General features: G+C 59.5%; 16 protein-coding genes. 10 read left to right on the top strand and 6 right to left on the bottom strand.

The features are described 5' to 3' along the window. The first annotated feature begins 135 nt into the window (after window positions 1-135). The 7 genes from repC to GR197_RS04100 all read left to right on the top strand — a co-directional run bounded on the left by repC (window position 136) and on the right by GR197_RS04100 (window position 7,323). Window positions 136-1,440: a plasmid replication protein RepC gene (gene repC / locus GR197_RS04130; protein WP_164006841.1), complete on the top strand. Its 1,305-nt coding sequence runs from the start codon at window positions 136-138 to the stop codon at window positions 1,438-1,440. Between the two features lie 104 nt (window positions 1,441-1,544). Beyond that, a complete protein-coding gene (locus GR197_RS04125) occupies window positions 1,545-2,429 on the top strand; it encodes a dihydrodipicolinate synthase family protein (RefSeq protein WP_164006839.1) in 885 nt (294 codons plus the stop codon). Window positions 2,430-2,436: 7 nt separating this feature from the next. Next, window positions 2,437-3,114, top strand: a complete 678-nt coding sequence (locus GR197_RS04120; RefSeq protein WP_204330037.1) for a GntR family transcriptional regulator — start codon at window positions 2,437-2,439, stop codon at window positions 3,112-3,114. Window positions 3,115-3,170: 56 nt separating this feature from the next. Then, window positions 3,171-4,499, top strand: a complete 1,329-nt coding sequence (locus tag GR197_RS04115; protein ID WP_164006835.1) for an ABC transporter substrate-binding protein — start codon at window positions 3,171-3,173, stop codon at window positions 4,497-4,499. Then, window positions 4,499-5,440 carry a carbohydrate ABC transporter permease gene (locus tag GR197_RS04110; protein ID WP_164006833.1) on the top strand — a complete coding sequence of 314 codons (942 nt, stop codon included), beginning with the start codon at window positions 4,499-4,501 and terminating at the stop codon, window positions 5,438-5,440. The genes GR197_RS04115 and GR197_RS04110 overlap by 1 nt, the downstream gene beginning before the upstream one ends. Continuing rightward, on the top strand, window positions 5,440-6,255 hold the full coding sequence (locus GR197_RS04105; RefSeq protein WP_164006831.1) for a carbohydrate ABC transporter permease: 816 nt from the start codon (window positions 5,440-5,442) through the stop codon (window positions 6,253-6,255). Before GR197_RS04110 ends, GR197_RS04105 begins: the two co-directional genes overlap by 1 nt. A gap of 81 nt (window positions 6,256-6,336) precedes the next feature. Beyond that, window positions 6,337-7,323 carry a sugar kinase gene (locus GR197_RS04100; RefSeq protein WP_164007236.1) on the top strand — a complete coding sequence of 329 codons (987 nt, stop codon included), beginning with the start codon at window positions 6,337-6,339 and terminating at the stop codon, window positions 7,321-7,323. 36 nt (window positions 7,324-7,359) lie between these two features. Here GR197_RS04100 and GR197_RS04095 read toward each other — a convergent pair whose 3' ends face one another. The 3 genes from GR197_RS04095 to GR197_RS04085 form a co-directional block, all read right to left on the bottom strand. Next, entirely contained in the window at window positions 7,360-8,205 is an 846-nt protein-coding gene (locus GR197_RS04095) for a carbohydrate ABC transporter permease (protein WP_164006829.1), read from the bottom strand. 5 nt (window positions 8,206-8,210) lie between these two features. Next, window positions 8,211-9,149, bottom strand: coding sequence for a carbohydrate ABC transporter permease (locus GR197_RS04090; RefSeq protein ID WP_164006827.1), 939 nt, complete (start codon window positions 9,147-9,149; stop codon window positions 8,211-8,213). A 151-nt stretch (window positions 9,150-9,300) separates the two neighbouring features. Next, window positions 9,301-10,548: an ABC transporter substrate-binding protein gene (locus GR197_RS04085; RefSeq protein WP_164006825.1), complete on the bottom strand. Its 1,248-nt coding sequence runs from the start codon at window positions 10,546-10,548 to the stop codon at window positions 9,301-9,303. 526 nt (window positions 10,549-11,074) lie between these two features. Here GR197_RS04085 and GR197_RS04080 point away from each other — a divergent pair. Beyond that, on the top strand, window positions 11,075-12,109 hold the full coding sequence (locus tag GR197_RS04080) for a LacI family DNA-binding transcriptional regulator (RefSeq protein WP_164006823.1): 1,035 nt from the start codon (window positions 11,075-11,077) through the stop codon (window positions 12,107-12,109). A 21-nt stretch (window positions 12,110-12,130) separates the two neighbouring features. Here GR197_RS04080 and GR197_RS04075 read toward each other — a convergent pair whose 3' ends face one another. After that, window positions 12,131-13,066: an alpha/beta hydrolase gene (locus GR197_RS04075; protein ID WP_164006821.1), complete on the bottom strand. Its 936-nt coding sequence runs from the start codon at window positions 13,064-13,066 to the stop codon at window positions 12,131-12,133. Further along, complete coding sequence (locus GR197_RS04070) at window positions 13,063-14,211, bottom strand: Gfo/Idh/MocA family protein (RefSeq protein ID WP_164006820.1); 1,149 nt, start codon at window positions 14,209-14,211, stop codon at window positions 13,063-13,065. Before GR197_RS04070 ends, GR197_RS04075 begins: the two co-directional genes overlap by 4 nt. A gap of 267 nt (window positions 14,212-14,478) precedes the next feature. Between GR197_RS04070 and GR197_RS04065 the strand changes: the two genes are divergently transcribed. Beyond that, the gene (locus tag GR197_RS04065) at window positions 14,479-15,297 is read left to right on the top strand and encodes a sugar phosphate isomerase/epimerase family protein (protein ID WP_164006818.1); all 819 of its coding nucleotides are present in this window, start codon (window positions 14,479-14,481) and stop codon (window positions 15,295-15,297) included. A 92-nt stretch (window positions 15,298-15,389) separates the two neighbouring features. On the opposite strand, the gene GR197_RS04060 is transcribed toward GR197_RS04065, so the two are convergent. After that, on the bottom strand, window positions 15,390-16,151 hold the full coding sequence (locus GR197_RS04060; RefSeq protein WP_164006816.1) for a DeoR/GlpR family DNA-binding transcription regulator: 762 nt from the start codon (window positions 16,149-16,151) through the stop codon (window positions 15,390-15,392). Between the two features lie 245 nt (window positions 16,152-16,396). Here GR197_RS04060 and GR197_RS04055 point away from each other — a divergent pair, with 245 nt between their 5' ends. After that, window positions 16,397-17,197 (top strand): class I fructose-bisphosphate aldolase, encoded by an 801-nt coding sequence (locus tag GR197_RS04055; RefSeq protein ID WP_164007235.1) that lies wholly within the window; start codon window positions 16,397-16,399, stop codon window positions 17,195-17,197.

The following is a 17,197-nucleotide window of genomic DNA, read 5'->3' as shown; positions in this document are numbered from 1 at the left end:
CCCAACGACGCCGTCGTGGAAGCCCTTCTCAGATCTTAAGCACATCGAGAATCGCATTTCCACGAATCACAGTCAAGCGTCTTCGGCACCAAATTGGTGGATGGTTTTCTTTTGCCTGAACGAAGGTGAAGGCAAATGGAGAGTGGATATGTGACGACGCCTTTTGGGCGGCGGCCGATGTCGCTTGGCATGCTGGCAAGCCAGCAACTGGCCGAGACTATCGAGCCGGGAATGAAACGCAACAAGTGGAAGCTGTTCAGGGCGATCTGCGAGGCGCGCCCGGCGCTCGGCGTGACCGATCGGGCGCTGACGGTGCTCGACGCACTTTTGACCTTCTATCCCGATGACGAGATTTCCGAGGAGAAGGGCCTGATCGTCTTCCCGTCGAATGCGCAGCTTTCGCTCCGCGCTCGCGGAATGACGCCGGCGACGCTGCGGCGACATCTGGCGGTTCTGGTCGAGTCCGGTCTGATCCTGCGCAAGGACAGCCCGAATGGAAAGCGCTATGCCCGCCGCGACAGGGCAGGGGCCATCGGCGAAGCCTTCGGCTTCAGCATTGCGCCGCTGCTTGCACGCGCGGCCGAGATCGAAAGCCTGGCGGCACAGACGGTCGCCGACCGGGAATTGCTGAGAGCGACCCGAGAGCGCCTGACGGTTTGCCGGCGCGACATCTCCAAGCTGATTTCGGTGGCGCTCGACGAAGCGATTCCGGGCGACTGGGAGACGTTCACGATGATGTTTCGCGCCCTGGTCGCCAGGCTTCCGCGCGTGGCGACGACCGAAAGCCTGGCTCCATTGCTCGATGAGATGGTCCTGCTGCGCGATGAAGCTGTCAACCTCCTGGAAAGGCATGTTAAAAGGCAAAAAACAGACGCCAATGAGTCTCAGATTGAGCGTCACAAACAGAATTCAAATCCCAACTCCACTTATGAACTTGAACCAAGCTTCGACACGAAGCAGGGCGAAAAGGCAGCGACAATCAACGAGGGGATGGCCGAGCCGCCGGATGAGCGAAGGGTGAGGCCGCCGATGCCTTCGGCCGGAACGGGCAACAAGACATCGGGTGCCGCCGATCCGGAGTCCGGGCCAAGCCTGAAATCCTTCCCGCTCGGCCTCGTTCTCCAAGCCTGCCCTCAAATCCTCGACTATGGTCCCGGCGGCGCCATCGGCAACTGGCGAGATCTGATGTCGGCGGCGGTGATCGTGCGCTCGATGCTCGGCGTCAGTCCCTCGGCCTATGAGGAAGCCTGCTTGGGCATGGGGCCGGAAAATGCCGCGACGGTGATTGCCTGCATCCTGGAAAAAGGAGGGCATATCAATTCGCCCGGGGGTTATCTCAGGGATCTGACCCGAAGGACAGAGCGGGGCGAGTTTGCAATCGGCCCTATGCTGATGGCGCTCGTGCGGGCAAGCGGACCGACAGCAAGGCATGTTGGATGAGGGAACGGGCGTGACAATCGCATAATGATTGATGATGTAATCACCTCTTTACAGCTAACATGTTACTCTGCTACGTCTAAGCTCAATCATTGGGAGGAATATATTTGACCCAGAAATTCGGGCTGTCGGTCGCTCTCGCCACGCCGTTCGACAACAATGGCGATATCGCCATCGATGTTATGATCGGGCAGGCAAAGCGAAGCCTCGCTGCGGGATGCTCGAGCGTAACGCTGTTCGGAACGACGGGTGAAGGTTCGTCCATCGGAACGCAGGAACGTGAACGTGTTCTGGCTTCCATGCTCGATAGTGGGATAGAAGCGAGCAAAATCGTGGTCGGCGTGCTGGTCGACGCCGCCGAGGATGCGGCGTCGCAGGCAGGTCATGCGCTTTCCAAGGGGGTTCGCAACATTCTGCTTGCTCCCCCTTCCTATTTCAAGAACGTCAGTGACGACGGCCTCTTCCAGTGGTTTTCGGCTGTGTTCGCCACCCTCGGGGACAAGGCGCGAGACATGATCGTCTACAACATCCCCTCGGTCACCATGGTTCCGCTGAGCGTATCGCTGATCGGTCGGCTGCGGACCGCCTTTCCCAATATCGTCATAGGCGTCAAGGACTCCTCCGGCGACTGGCCTTTTACGGAAACACTGTTGAAAGCGCATGGCGATCTCGTCATCCTGGTGGGGGACGAACGTCATTTGGCGAAAGGCGTGCGGCTTGGCGGCCAGGGTGCAATCTCGGGCATGGCGAATTTCGTACCGCGCGAAGTCAAGCTGATGGCAGAGGAAGGCAAGGATGATTCCCGCATCGAGGACTTCGTCGCCGAACTGCTGAAATTTCCGGTGACGGCTGCCGTAAAGGTCATGGTCGCGCAACTGACGTCGAATGATATATGGCTTGCTGTTCGTCCGCCGCTCGTTTCAATATCCGCGGAAGGGCAGGCGGAACTCGCTCTCGCTTTCGATGGTCTTTTCCGCTCGAAGGCGGCATAGGGCAAAGATGTTTCTGGGAGAGGCGATGGACGGAACAGACGAGCAGCCGACACTGCGGGAAAAGGCGTATGAGAGCTTCACGCGCCACCTTCTTGCGCGTGACGTGCGCCCCGGTCAGTTCGTTTCGCAGCGCCGCCTCGTTGAGTTGACAGGACTGACACTTGGCGCCATCCGCGAACTCATTCCGAGGCTGGAGGCCGAAGGGCTGATCAAGACTGTGCCTCAGCGCGGCTTACAGATCGCCCATATCGACCTTAATCTCATTCGAGAGGCATTCCAGCTGCGCGTTTTCCTGGAGAAGGAAGCTGTCGCGCTTTTCACCCGCTCGGCATCTGACGAGACAGTCGCCAGACTTTTGAAGCAGCATCGCGATATCGCCGATGCCATTCGCGGCGGCGATGGATCGCACGAATTGGAACTGCACGCGCAGGCCGTCGATTGGGGCATGCACGACGCTTTTATCGATGCCTTGGGAAATACCATCATTTCGAACGCCTACCGGGTAAACTCGATCAAGATGCGCCTGATCAGTCAGGATCGTTTTCGCATCGACGGTCACGTCGGGCCTGTCATGGGCGAGCACCTGAAGGTGCTTGAGGCGATCGAACGACGATCGGCGGAGGACGCCGTCAACAGCCTTGTCGCACATATCAATCATGCAAGAGATCGTGCGCTCAGGATATAATCGGAAAATAGGCAGCCGGGGGTGAGGAGATCGCCGGCAAGAGGAGGAGCAATCAAATGTCATCGTTTTTGAATCCGACGAGGCGCGGCTTTCTGGCGGGGACCGCCGCTTTTGGAGCCAGCAGCATGCTCGGCATGCGGTCGGCATCCGCTGCCGTTGATTGGAAGCGCTTTGCCGGGACGACACTCGAAGTCAACCTGGTCAAGAGCCCGCGCAGTGAGACGCTGGTCAAATACCTGTCCGAATTCGAAGAACTCACCGGCATCAAGGTCAATGCCGAAGCGACGCCCGAACAACAGCAGCGCCAGAAGACGACCATCGAGCTCAGCTCGGGCAAGCCGAGCTTCGACGTCGTCCATATGAGCTACCATGTGCAGAAGCGGCAGTTTGAAAAGGGCGGCTGGCTTGCCGATATCAGCGGTTTTCTCAAGGATTCGTCCCTGACCGATCCGTCGCTTACGGAAAGCGATTTCGCCGAAGCCGGCCTGACCTTTGCCAAGGATTCTGGCGGCGTTCTGCGCTCGCTTCCGTTCTCGGTCGATTACTGGATCATCTACTGGAACAGGTCGTTGTTCGAGAAGAAGGGGCTGTCTTATCCGACGACGTTCGAAGAACTGGCAAGTGCGGCCGAAGCACTCACCGATCCGTCGACCAATACCTACGGCTTCGTCGCCCGCGGCCTGAAGAACGCCAATACGCCGGTCTGGACGTCGCTGCTGCTCGGTTATGGTTCGAGCCCGCTCGGCCCTGATGGCAAGCTGCGCACGACATCGCCAGAAGCGATCGATGCGGCCAAGCTTTACCAGAAGCTGATGACCAAGACCGCCCCTCCCGGCGTCTCCGGCTTCAACTGGGCCGAGGCGCAGTCGGCCTTCCTGCAGGGCAAGATCGGCATGTGGCTGGACGGCGTCGGTTTTGCTCCGCCGATCGAGAATCCGGAAAAGTCGCGTGTCGTCGGCCAGGTCGGTTACGGTGTCATGCCGAAAGGCCCGAAGGCACAGGCCGCAGGCACCTTCGGTGACGGCCTTGGTGTCGTTGCGGCAAGCAAAAACAAGGAAGCAGCCTATCTCTTCTGCCAATGGGCGATTTCCCACGACATGGGCGCACGCCTCCTGCAGGCCGGTGCCGGCGTTCCTTTCCGCCAGTCGATCCTTGCGGATGCCAAGGTTCGCGAAGGTGTCAAGATGCCGGCCGCATGGCTTGATGCAGTTGCTGGTTCCGGCAAGATCTCGCAACTCGCGCTGCCGGTGATAATTCCGGTCACCGAGTTCCGCGACATCTATGGCGTCGGTCTTACCAACATGATCGGCGGCGGCGATCCAGAGGCCGAACTCAAGGCGGCGACGGCACAGTTCGAACCCGTCTTGGCGAAGAGCGAGGGATAATGGCCTCGGCAAGCATCGAAACGGCCGCAGCGGCCAAGGCCGCCGCGAAGGGAAGGAGCAACGCCGGTCGCGTTGCTCCCAACTACTGGCCCTTCGTCATTCCGGCGCTGATCGTCATTGCGGCCGTCATCGTTTTTCCATGGGTGTTTACCCTTTGGATGAGCGTCAACAGCTGGACGCTCGGCCAGTCCCAGGTCTTTGCAGGACTGGACAATTACGCCCGCCTGGCTGTGGACATGCGCTTCTGGGACTCGCTCTGGCATACGGTGCTCTACACCACGCTCTCGGTGGTGGCGCCGCTTTTTCTAGGGACGCTCGCCGCGCTGATTTTCGATACGCAATTTCCGCTCCGCGGTCTTCTGCGCGGCATATTCGTGATGCCGATGATGGCGACACCAGTCGCCATCGCCCTCGTCTGGACCATGATGTTCCACCCGCAGCTCGGCGTCCTCAATTATCTTCTATCCTTGATCGGCATCGGCCCGCAGGAGTGGATCTATAATCAGACCAGCGTCATCCCCTCGCTGGTGCTGGTCGAGACATGGCAATGGACGCCGCTGATCATGCTGATCGTGCTCGGCGGTCTGGCGGCGGTTCCGCGCGAGCCCTATGAAAGCGCCGAAATCGACGGCGCCAATGTCTGGCAGAAATTCCGCTATCTGACGCTGCCGATGATCGCGCCCTTCCTGATGATTGCCGTGATCATCCGCAGCATCGATGCGGTGAAAAGTTTCGATATCATCTATGCCATGACCCAGGGCGGGCCGGGCACGGCGTCGGAAACGATCAATATCTATCTCTACAACACAGCTTTCGCCTATTACGATATCGGCTATGGCTCGGCCATGGCGGTGGTCTTCTTCATCCTCATCGTCCTGCTGTCCTTCGTCCTTTTGATGCTCCGGCAGCGTGCGAACTGGTCTGACGGGGAGGCGCGCTGATGAAGCGCAGAACGCTCGATCGCATCGGACTGCTGTTTGTTGCTCTTGTGATGATATCGCCGGTCGTCCTGTTCTTCCTCTGGATGATCTCACTGTCGCTGAAATATGAAATCGACAGCGGCGCCTATCCGCCGATCTTCATTCCGGAGCGTTTCGCCTGGTCGAACTATCTGAAGGTCTTCGAGGAGAACAGCTTCTTCCTGTATCTGTGGAATTCGGTGGTGGTGACAGGCGCCGCGACGCTTCTGGCACTGCTGATCGGCGTGCCGGCCGGATATGGCATCGCGCGCCTGAAGGCTGAGAAGTCGGCGATGGTCATCATGATCGCGCGTATGACGCCCGGCCTTTCCTTCCTGATTCCGCTCTTCCTGCTGTTCCAATGGCTGAACCTGCTCGGCACGCTGCTGCCGCAGATCATCATCCATCTCGTCGTCACAGTGCCGATCGTCGTCTGGATCATGATCGGTTATTTCGAAACGACGCCGATGGAACTGGAAGAGGCCGCCAGCATTGACGGCGCCACACCCTGGCAGATTTTCCGATTGGTCGCTTTGCCGATCGCCAGACCCGGCATTGTCGTCGCCTTCATCCTGTCGGTCATCTTCTCCTGGAACAACTTCGTCTTCGGTATCGTGCTCGCCAGTCGCGAGACCCGCACGCTGCCGGTCGCGGTTTACAATATGCTTTCGTTCGAACAGGTCAGTTGGGGGCCACTTGCGGCGGCGGCGTTGATCGTCACTTTGCCCGTGCTGATATTGACGGTGTTTGCGCAACGGCAGATCGTGGCGGGGCTGACGGCCGGAGCCGTCAAGTGAGCCCCGCTGCTTGACCAGGATGATTTTAGGCCGATCGGCCTAAAGTCAGAATCCTGTTCGAAATTAAAGAGTTAGAGCATGATGTCGTCCGAAAACCGCTCACACTTTTCGGCATCATGCTCAGGTCCGGCGCGCAATGTTTTATGTGTCGGCGCTGCGGTGCTCGACACGCTGTTTCGTGTGCGCTCCTTGCCGACCGGCCAGGGTAAAATTCTCCCCTACGATATGCTGCAGGTCGCCGAGGGTATGGCGTCGAGTGCGGCCTTTGCGGTCGCCCGACTGGGTGGCAATGCCAGCCTTTGGGGTGCGGTTGGCGATGATGCCACCGGCGAACGCATCATGGCGGAGCTCAGCGATAGCGGAGTAGATACGAGCGGCATGGTCCGTGTGGCAGGCGCCCGTTCGGCGGTTTCGACGATCCTTGTCGATGATCAGGGCGAGCGCCTGATTGTGCCCTTCTACGATGCCTGCCTGCACGATACGGTCAAACCGGTGACAGAACACGACGTGTCTGCTTTCGATACGGTACTCGTCGACGTCCGCTGGCCGAAGCTTGCGTTGCGGACGCTGCTCGCAGCCAGAGAGGCGGGCAAGCCGGCCATTCTTGATGGCGACGTTGCAGGCGATGGCGTGATCGAGATGCTTGCACCGGCGGCAAGCCACATCGTATTCTCACAGCCGGCCGCTGAGCGCTTGACCGGAACTGCGGAGGCGGCGAAGGCCGTTGGCCTTCTGAAGCGAAAGTTCGAGCAGGCCTTCATCAGTGTCACATCAGGGGAAAACGGCTCCTTCTGGTTCGATGACCGAACCGGCGAAATCCTTCATCTTGCCGCTCCGAAGGTGAGGGCCGTCGATACGCTTGGAGCAGGCGATATCTTCCATGGTGCTTTCGCTCTTGCCATCGCAGAAGGCGTGCCGATCGGAGAGACAATGCGTCTGTCGTCGATGGCGGCGGCGCTCAAATGCCAGGTGTTCGGCGGACGTATCGGCGCGCCCACCAGAGTCCAGGTCTGCGATGCCCTGCGGGGTTGGAGCGTTGAGCCGCAATCGTGCGCGCATGCAGATTGAAGAAGCGATCCGCCGGCGGCAAGAGTTTGCGCTCCCTCAGCTTTTGACCGAACCGGCGGTCATGCCGGCCAGGAAATAGCGTTGAGCAACCAGGTAAAGCACCAGGAGGGGCAGGGAACCGAGCACGCTCATTGCCATCATTTCATTCCATTCGAAAGCATGCTGACCCATCAGCAGCTGGATGCCGATCGGAACGGTTCTGAGATCCATCGATTTTGTCAGCGTCAGTGCGAAGAGGAATTCGTTCCACGCCAGCAGAAAAGTATAGACCGCCGTGGCAACGATCCCGGGGATGGACACTGGCACGATGACACGCCAAAGCGCTGTCCAGCTCGAACCGCCATCGACGAGAACGGCCTCGTCCAGCTCTTTCGGCAAGGTGTTGAGATAGCCCGTCATCAGCAGGACTGCGTAAGGCAGTGTGAAGACCATATAGGTGAGGATCAGTGCCAGATACGTGTCGAAGATCCTGAAGGCGACCACCATTCCGAAATAGGGGATCAGCAGGGTGATCGGTGGCACGGTCTGCGTGCTGATGATGAAGATGTTCAAGGTGTTTTTGAACCGGAACGAATAGCGGCTGAAGCCGTAAGCGGTCAGGATCGCGATCACGAGGGTCAGGCAGGTGACGACGCCAGCGACGAAGTAGCTGTTGATGAAGAACCGCACCTTTACCGGATCGTTGAAGATCGTCAGATAGGCGGCCAGGGTAAAGTCCTTCGGCAAAAGCCGCGGCGGAAGAGCGAAGATTTCGGTATTCGATTTCAGCGAGCTGAAAAACATCCACACGATCGGGAAGGTCGAAAAGACCAGGCCGATCGCCAGCCCGAGATAGGTCAGGATGGTCGGCATTGCCGAGTTCTTGAAGGAACGCTTTGCCATGCCGGTCACCTGCGCTGCTGGTGTTTGATGTAGAAGTAGGTGACGCTCATCGAAATGATGAGGATGATCATTGCACTCGCCGACGCCAGCGAAAATTCATATTGGGAGAAGGCGAGCTTGTAGGTGAAGGTGGAGAGCACTTCCGTCGAGTAGATCGGACCGCCGCCCGTCGTCATCCAGACCAGCGGAAAAACCTGCATCGTCCAGATAAAATCGAGAAGCGCGATGCTGATGATGATCGGCATCAGTTGCGGGATGGTGATGTACCAGAATTTTTGTAGTTCGTTGGCGCCATCGATCCCGGCTGCCTCGTAAAGCTCCTTCGAAATGCCTTGGAGACCGGCAAGCAGGCTGACCATGTAAAGCGGATAACCGGCCCAGATGTTTGCAAAGGTCAGAGCGTGAATGGCGGTGCGGGTCGAGGAGAACCACTCGACCTTGAAATTGATGATGTGGAGCGCCATCAGCACGCTGTTGACGACGCCGTTCGGATCGAGCAGCAGCCGCCAGATGATGGCGATGATCACGGCGGTGAACAGCCAGGGCAGGATGAAAAGCACACGCAGGACGCTCCGAATAATCGGATCGACGCGGTTGGTGTTCAGCAGCAGCGCGAAAGCCAAGCCGATGATGAAGTGGAAGACGACACTCATGATCGTGAAATACATCGTCTGGCCGACCGACTGCCAGAACACCGGATTTTCGAAGATGGTCAGGTAATTCTGAACCCCTGCGAAAGCAGCGTCCTTTTTCATGATGGCGCCGTCCATCAATGAATATTTGAAGACCATCACCATCGGGAACAGCATCAGCAGAACGAGCAGCAGGGTGGCCGGCGACACGTAGAAATACGGCACCAGCTTCCTCACGGTGCTGTAACGAAATCTTCTTTTCCTTCGCGCTTTGACTTGCGCAGCGACCAGAGCCGGAGCGGAATGAACCATGAGCTGTGACTTCCCATTCTGCGAAAATTGGACGACTTTCACCGGCAGCGCCAGGTCGCGCTGCCGGGATCTCGTGAAAGCGACGTCTTTTAGTCCTTGGTTTTATGCATGTCGTCGCGCGGAACCGCTGCGCACTTCCGGGCGACAGGCGTCAGAACTTCGCGAGCCAGGCCTTCTCGGTATTGGCAGCCGCGTCCTTGGCCGACTGGCCACCGTCGAACATCTTCTGGACTTCGACGTTCATGTCCCGCATCAGCTCTTCGGCAACCGGAAGGCCGACGAATTCGTTTGCAGGATAGCCGCTCTGGAAGATTTTAAAAGCTTCCGCGAAGATCGGGTCCGATGCCACGAAGTCCGGTTTGGCATGGACGTTGCCGGGGAAGGCGTTGGCAATCGAGACCAGACGGCCATTGACATCAGGGCTCATCAGATATTCCACAAGCTTCCAGGCTTCTTCCTTGTGCTTGCTGCCCTCGCTGATGCCGATCCCCCAGGACGCATAGGGCATGCCGCGTTTGCCGGTGTAGCCGTCGGTTGCCGGCAGGGCCGAGATGCCAAACTTGAGCTTCGGATTGCGCTCGCGGATGAGATTCACATGCGCGAGGGAATCGACCATCATGCCGACGCGGCCATTGACGAACTCCTCGACCTTGTCCTGTTCCTTCTTGGCGAAAATGCCGGGAGAAATAACGCCTTCCTTGTTGAGGGAGGCAAGATAGTCGAGCGTGCCGACGACGGCGTCATTTTCAAGATCGGGCTTGCCGTCCTTCATCATCGAAGCACCGGAGGCCCAGACCCAGGACATCACGTCATTCTGGATTCCGCTCGGGGACTGCAGCGATAGCGGCAGAACCCAACCATACTGGTTCTTCGAGCCGTCGGTCATCTTCTTAGCGGCTTCGGCGAATTCCGTGCGTGTGGTCGGCAATTTGTCGACGCCAGACGCCTTGGCGATATCCAGGTTGACGAAGACCGGGTAGACGAAAGAAGCCAGCGGGAACATCACGCTCTTGCCATCGACCTTGACGATATCGGTGATCTGGCTCTTGTCGTACTTCGCCTTCTCCATCAGTTCGTCCATGGAGGCGATTGCGCCCTGCTTGGCGAGCCCGTTGACCCAGGCGCCATCCAGGCCGACGACGTCACTGAGGGTTCCGGATGCGGCGCCGACGACGATCTGATCGCGCGTTGTCGCATAGGGGCCGCTGACCAGCGTCACCTTGATGCCGGGATTTGCCTTCTCGAAATCGTTCATGATGCCGCGCAAGGCCCCGGACGGCATTTCCGGTTCCCACCATTGAATGAATTCGATGGTGGTGTCGGCAAATGCCGATGTGGCGCAAAGCGCCCATACAGCCACGGCAGCCCGCATCGTCACGCTGAATTTTCTGATATTCATCTGTGCCTCCCAAAGATTTCAGTTAATCGATCCTCCTCAAGACCGTGGACAAAGTAGGTTCCCTGAGGCACCTATATGTCAACGAAGAACTGTGATCGAGAAAGGATAAGAGGTCAGGACAGGTCGCGCATTCCAGAATAAGTAGCTGATAATCCGCTATAAAATCTGTCTTTGGAAGCGAGATTTTTTTCAAGCATTTGTGTTGCTTGTGACTCATTTTTTCTTTACTTTCGTAAACAAATGAAAGTTTGCCCAACAAAACGAAACATGGGAAGTCTGTCATCATCACTGCGAAATTTCCCGATTTGCGGCCTGAAACAAGCATTTTTGCAACCACGAGGCGAAGGCGCCGCAAGTCGCAGATGGAGGGAATATTTCGGTTTTCGAAAGGGAGCCGCGTCTGCGATTCCGGGCGCCAAAAACGCCCTGTACAAGTTGCCCCATGCGTGATTTGGCGCATCAGTGGATTTGATATTGACGCGAAATCATTTTGACCCGGCGTCTCGTCCCGCCGATAAGGAACTGAATGGCCAAGAAGAGTTATAAATCGATGGACGATTTCGCGACCGCCTCCGGCGTATCGCGTCCGACGCTGTCGAAATATTTCGATGATCCCTCGCAGATCAAGGAGGTGACCCGAAAGCGTATCGAGGCGGCTCTCAAGAAGTCGAATTTCGAGCCGAACCTTTTCGCGCGCCATCTCAATCGCAAGCGAACCAGAAATATCGGGATCCTGGTCCCGACAATGTCGGATCCCTTTTATGTGCAGGTCGTGTCGCTGATCGAGCTGGAGTTGCGCGAAAAAGGTTTCTGGCCAGTCCAGATATCCTCGCACACGCGGCCGGAGTTGGAGGCCGAGGCGGTGCGGACCTTGCTCTCGCTAAAGGTGGCCGGTGCGATCGTGGCGCCGCTCGGAGCCGGCCAGCGCCGCTCCGCGTTGGAGAGACTGAAGGAGGCCATCCCCGTCGTCTGCTTCGACAATCCGGCCAGCGGTGACCTTCCTTATGTCGGCAACGACAACGCCCAAAGCATGGCAGCCATAGTCCAATATCTCTGCCGGTCCGGTGAGCCGCCGATATTCCTGGAAATTCCGCATCTGACGGAAAACGCCGGCGAGCGGCAGGCGAGCTACCGTGCGACCATGGCAAAGGAAGGGCATTCGCCGCTGGTCATCGATTGTGACGCACCACCGTCCTGGGAATTCGAGCGTCTCGGATATGAGCAGATGCAGAGAATTCTTGCGCGTGGCGGCCTGCCCGGCAAAACACTGCTCTGCGCCAACGACCGCTTCGCTTTCGGCGCCATGGCGGCTGCATTCGCGTCCGGCCTGAAAATCGGCCGTAACGACGGTTGCGACGTGCGCATCGCCGGGCACGACGATCATCCGCTGAGCCGCTATACCTGTCCGTCGCTGACGACGATGGCCCAGAACGCGCCGGAGATCGCAGCAAAATCCGTGGAGCTTTTGCTGTCTCATATCGAAAGCGAAGACGAGGGGACGACCCCTTCGACAAATAGGGTCATCCTGGAAGCAACACTGGTGATGCGCGACTCGGCTTGAGGCCGGGTGCCAGTTACGGCTTCAACGCGTGAGCGCCGGGTCCATGGTGCGCCATGCCGTTGAAATGGCTTCAAGAGCCTCTTGCGCCTCCGGAATGGCCCGGCGCTTCGAGACGAAGCCATGGATCTGTCCAGGCCAGGTGTGGCTTGTGGCCTTGGCTTCGGAGCTCAGCCGCTCGGCATAGAGGGCCCCTTCGTCAAACAGCACGTCGTGGCCGGCAAGGATCACTAGCGCCGGCGCCACGCCCGCCAGTGACGCCGCGCGAAGCGGCGAGGCCCGCCAGTCGGACCCGCTTTCAGGGTCCGGCAGATAGTGGTCGCGGAACCATCGCATCGCCGCTGACGTCAGGCCGAAGCCTTCTGCGTAACGCAGGTAGCTGTCGGTTGCCTGCAACTGGTCGGTCACCGGATAGATCAGCACCTGCCCGATGACAGCGGGCACCTGTCCGTCGCGCGCCAGCAGAGCGATGACAGCGGCGAGATTTCCGCCGGCGCTGTCGCCGCCTACAACAATTCGCGCCGGATCGATGCCGAGTGCATCAGCCTGATCCGTCATCCAGACGAGCGCGGCTGCGCAGTCTTCGATCGCTGCCGGAAAGGGATGTTCCGGGGCCAGGCGGTAGTCGGGCGAAACCACGACGGCGCCAGCCATATTGGCAAGCGTCCGGCAAATGTCCTCATGGGTTTCCGGCGCGCCGATCACAAAGCCGCCACCATGGAGATAAAGCAAAGCGGGAGCCCGCTCGCGCGGCGCAGTGCGGCCGCGCCATATCTTCAACCGGATGGCGCCGGCATGCCTTTCCAACATCTCGGCCACATCCTCGAGCGGCCACTGGATATCTGCGAAACCGTCTAGATACTGTTGCCGCGCCAGCGCCGGCGTACAGCTTTCCACCGGCTCCTGCGGCTCGCCAGGCCAGGCGAGTGCGCGTCTTGCGGATTCATCCAATTGTGTCATGCAAGCAGGCTCCGTGCTTCGTCTTCCCGTAATTCCCTTGGCTGGGCGACAGTACCCGGAATGGTCTGCGCGACGCCGGTTTCACCTGCCCGAAGGATTGCTTCCATGACGTCTAGCACATGCAGGGCGAGATCGCCCGAGGCGCGCGGCGTACGGCCTTCGATGATGGCGCGGGCGAGATCGGCAAGGCCAAGCATGCGATAGTTGGCGCGGTCCGGTGCTGCGATTGGCCAATTGACCGCACCGAAGAGTGCGCCTGATGTATCGGTTTCCTCCCAGGGCGCGCCGCGACTGGAGAGCGCGACACGGCCGCCGAAATTGTCAGGGTCGGGCAGGCGCAGCGATCCTTCGGTGCCGTGCAGCTCGATGGGGTGGTTGGAGTGGCGGAAGACGTCCCATGAGGTGCCGAAGGTGACTGTGGCGCCGCAATCGAATTCCAGCAGCGAAAGCACGCTGGTCGGTGTTCCCACCTTGAACCTGGTGCCCTGCTTCGGCCCGTCGGCGGTGATGAGCCGCTCTTCCTGCCCGCTTGTGGCGACGGCCTGCACACGGCGGATCGGCCCCATCAGATTGACCATCATCGTCAGGTAATAGGGGCCCATGTCCATCACCGGGCCGGCGCCGGCCTGATAGTAGAAGCTGGGGTCCGGATGCCAGTGCTCCATGCCGCGGCTCATCATGAAGGCCGTTCCCGTTACCGGCCTGCCGATGGCGCCGGCTTCCATCTGCCTCCGGGCATGCCGTCCGGCTGCCCCCAGGAAGGTGTCCGGCGCCGAACCGAGCATGAGGCCCTTTTCGGCAGCCGCATCCACCAATCGGCGTCCCTCTGTGGCCGTGACGCCGAGCGGTTTCTCGGTAAAGACATGTTTGCCCGCCGACAGCGCCCGCATCGAGACGTCGAAATGGGCAGCCGGGATCGTCAGATTGAGGATCAGGTCGATGTTCTTGTCGTCAATGAGGGCATCGACGTCTGCGGCCCGCAGGTTGAACTCAGCGGCGCGGCGCTTGGCGGCGTCTGCATTGAGATCGGCACAGGCGGTGATTTCGACGCCGCGAAACAGCGGCGCGTTGCGCATATAGGCGAGCGAAATATTGCCGCATCCCACAACGCCGATCTTGAGTTTCATTTCATTGGTCCCTTCCATTGAGAACCTGACCTTGCCGCGATGTTTGTAGAGTTGCGCGCAAGCAATAATTTATATTGACGCACGCTAACATTTTCTCCTACGAAATGACAAGACGTTGGGAGGCGTCGCAATCCCGGCCGAAGTGTCCTCGTTCGGGAGTTCGACATCCTCCTTGAAGAATGCTTTTCGGCAATGCCGGGCGCCGAGCGCCGCCAGTGATCGTCTGCGCGAGTGCATCGGCTTCGGTATATCGGCTGTCACCATCGGATAGGTCAGGACCAAGAAATGAACAATTCTGCGCTGAAGATCGGCTGCCAGACATTTACCTGGGAAATGCTGGGCAAGGGTTGGAGCGGCGGGCCGGATGATCTGGTGCGCGCCATCGCCGACGGCGGATATGCCGGTCTTGAAATCACCGACACGATGATCGGTCACTACGCGCTCGATCCTGCGGGTTTTGCCCGCACCCTCTCGAATGCCGGTCTGACGCTGGTGTCCTTTGCCTTCGGCTCCGCCAGCGGCTTCACGCTGGCGGAAAAGATCGCCTCCGATCTGGAGACGGCGCGGCGATGGGTGGATTTCGCAGCGAACTTTCCCGGTGCGATGGTGTCGATGGGCTCGGCCACTGTCGTTTCGGATGGCCCGCGCGATGAGAAGTTCGCTATCGCTGCGGAGTGCTACAATCGTGCGACCGAGATCGGACGGTCGGCCGGCGTCGCCGTTGCTGTCCACCCTTCCTCGCACCACAATACGCTTCTCTTCACTCGGAACGATTATGACCGCCTGTTCGTTCTCCTCGATCCACGGGTGGGTTGGGTGCCGGACACCGGCCATATCCTGCGTGGCGGCCAGCAGATCAACGAGACGCTTTCGGCCTACCGGGACCGTATCCGCTACGTGCATCTGAAGGATGTCGACGCCGGCGGGATCTGGGCGATGCTCGGCGAAGGCGTCTGCGACGTGCCTGCCGTGATTTCGGCCGTTCGGGATGCGCCGGCGTTCACCGGCTGGATCGTGGTGGAGGAAGAATCGGACAATGCAGGAACCGACCCGGCCGCGGCCGTTCGCGTCAACCGCGAGACGCTTCGACAGCTGGGGTTCTAGCGAGCCTCGTTTGCCCCGGCGTCGGCGAAAACCTTCTGCGCGCGACACTGCCTCTCCCCGCTCCCGGCGGAATTGGTGAGGCGGGCTGCCGGTCACGCGTAGCGCACCTCCACGCCGAGCTTGTCCAATCGGTGGCGAATGCTGTGCGGCATGTTGCTGTCTGTGATGATCAGATCGACGCGCGACAACGAGAAGGCTTTCGAGGAGGCGCCGATGTCAAATTTGCTCGAATCCGCCACAAGTACGACACGCCGGGCCATGCGAACCAGGTTGCGCTTGGTCCGCGCAATATCCTCGGAGACATCGACGACGTCGAAGGCCTGATCGATCGCGTGAGCGCTGACGAAGACCTGGTGGGCGACGAGACCGCCGACTGCCTTGTCGGAGTCCGATACGATCGTGCTGACGGTGCTGGGAAACACCCGGCCGCCGATCATGTGCACGTCAAGTCCCGGCCGGTACATCAGATGCTGGGCGATGTTCATCGCCGTCGTCGCAACCACGACGTTGTTGACCGGGGGCATCTGCATGGCCACCTGCAGCAGCGTCGAACCGCTGTCGAACACGATCGACTGGTTGTCGATGATCTGCCGCGCGGCCATCTGGGCGATACGTCGCTTCGCATCGAAATTACGCTGCATGCGTTCCTCGAAGGCTGCGGCCGGCGAGTCGGACGGCAGAGCGATTGCCCCGCCATGGGTTTTGATCAATTGCTTCTTCGCATCCATGATCTCGAGGTCGGAGCGGATCGTGACTTCCGAGACCTCGAAGAATTCCGCGAGCTGGCGGGTGCGGGCCTGGCCGACCCGTTGAAGTTCCAGCATGATCTGCTGCCGCCTCTGTTCTGCAAGCATGTGCGATCCCGACTGCCGCGCGCGCCTTTGCGATATCGCGACTTTTGAAAAACGAAAGCCAACCGCGTGTTCGTGCGGTTTGTGCTGAAGAAATAGCCCCCGAGAGCAAAAAAAGCACGTTAAAAATTTTCTTGCCGCGTGGAAACGAAAGAATTCGAAATATTGAACATTTGTTTGTTTTCGAGTTAGGGTTTTTCCAGCAAGCCGTCAATCGCAAAGCAGCAGTTGCAAAAGGAAGTATCGCCATGGGTCTCGGAACCAAAATCCGCCTCGCACGCCTGTTCTCCAACCCATCGGGTCATTTGTTTGGAGGCGCGGTCGATCATTTTGTCGGTTATGGCAATGTTCGTGAGGGCGGGCTTGCCGATCTGCCGGGCGCGCTCAAACGCGTTATGGCGGGAGGCCCAGACTACATCAGCATCCAGCCGGGTGCTGCGCGGCACCTTTGGTCGGAATATGCCGGGAAGGCAGCCCTCGTCATTCAGGGTGGTTGCTTCACCGCCGACGACCGGATTCGCCAGCTGATTGCGACCCCGGAAGACGCTGTGCGTTATGGCGCCGACGCCCTGGCTGTCGCTATTCCAGTGCGCGGCGCCACCGAAGGAGAGTACATCCGCTGGCTGACCGACACGGTCAACGCCGCCGCCCGCTACGAGATGCCGGTCGTCGCCCACGTCTATCCCCGGGATTTCTCCGACGGCGGCAAGATCGTGTTTACCCCGGATGAAATTGCCTATGCGGTGCGCATCGGTTTCGAAGCCGGCGTCGACGTGATCAAGGTCGGCTACACCGGAGATTTCGAGTCGTTCCGGGAAACCGTCGCGACCTGCCCGATCCCGGTGGTGATCGCCGGCGGCCCGAAGACCGATACGCTGCTTGGAGCGCTCGTCCAGACCTCGGAAGCTTTGCGCGCTGGCGCCAAGGGGGCGGTCGTCGGCCGCAACCTCTGGGGCCACGGTGATACGACCATGGCGGCGCGCGCCTTCAAACTCGTCATTCACAAGGGGATGGCGCCAGAGGAGGCACTGGCGGCTGCCAGGGCTTGA

The organism is Rhizobium phaseoli (assembly GCF_010668805.1).
In the GTDB taxonomy this organism is placed as follows: Bacteria; Pseudomonadota; Alphaproteobacteria; order Rhizobiales; family Rhizobiaceae; genus Rhizobium; species Rhizobium phaseoli_A.
The sequence above is the reverse complement of the archived record's forward strand: the minus strand, read 5'-3'. Positions and strand labels throughout refer to the sequence as shown.

Coding starts and splice junctions, on each gene's coding strand:
- repC (WP_164006841.1), top strand. CDS start 136: ATGGAGAGTGGATATGTGACGACGCCTTTTGGGCGGCGGCCGATGTCG.
- GR197_RS04120 (WP_204330037.1), top strand. CDS start 2,437: ATGTTTCTGGGAGAGGCGATGGACGGAACAGACGAGCAGCCGACACTG.
- GR197_RS04115 (WP_164006835.1), top strand. CDS start 3,171: ATGTCATCGTTTTTGAATCCGACGAGGCGCGGCTTTCTGGCGGGGACC.
- GR197_RS04110 (WP_164006833.1), top strand. CDS start 4,499: ATGGCCTCGGCAAGCATCGAAACGGCCGCAGCGGCCAAGGCCGCCGCG.
- GR197_RS04105 (WP_164006831.1), top strand. CDS start 5,440: ATGAAGCGCAGAACGCTCGATCGCATCGGACTGCTGTTTGTTGCTCTT.
- GR197_RS04100 (WP_164007236.1), top strand. CDS start 6,337: ATGTCGTCCGAAAACCGCTCACACTTTTCGGCATCATGCTCAGGTCCG.
- GR197_RS04095 (WP_164006829.1), bottom strand. CDS start 8,205: ATGGCAAAGCGTTCCTTCAAGAACTCGGCAATGCCGACCATCCTGACC.
- GR197_RS04090 (WP_164006827.1), bottom strand. CDS start 9,149: ATGGTTCATTCCGCTCCGGCTCTGGTCGCTGCGCAAGTCAAAGCGCGA.
- GR197_RS04085 (WP_164006825.1), bottom strand. CDS start 10,548: ATGAATATCAGAAAATTCAGCGTGACGATGCGGGCTGCCGTGGCTGTA.
- GR197_RS04080 (WP_164006823.1), top strand. CDS start 11,075: ATGGCCAAGAAGAGTTATAAATCGATGGACGATTTCGCGACCGCCTCC.
- GR197_RS04075 (WP_164006821.1), bottom strand. CDS start 13,066: ATGACACAATTGGATGAATCCGCAAGACGCGCACTCGCCTGGCCTGGC.
- GR197_RS04070 (WP_164006820.1), bottom strand. CDS start 14,211: ATGGAAGGGACCAATGAAATGAAACTCAAGATCGGCGTTGTGGGATGC.
- GR197_RS04065 (WP_164006818.1), top strand. CDS start 14,479: ATGAACAATTCTGCGCTGAAGATCGGCTGCCAGACATTTACCTGGGAA.
- GR197_RS04060 (WP_164006816.1), bottom strand. CDS start 16,151: ATGCTTGCAGAACAGAGGCGGCAGCAGATCATGCTGGAACTTCAACGG.
- GR197_RS04055 (WP_164007235.1), top strand. CDS start 16,397: ATGGGTCTCGGAACCAAAATCCGCCTCGCACGCCTGTTCTCCAACCCA.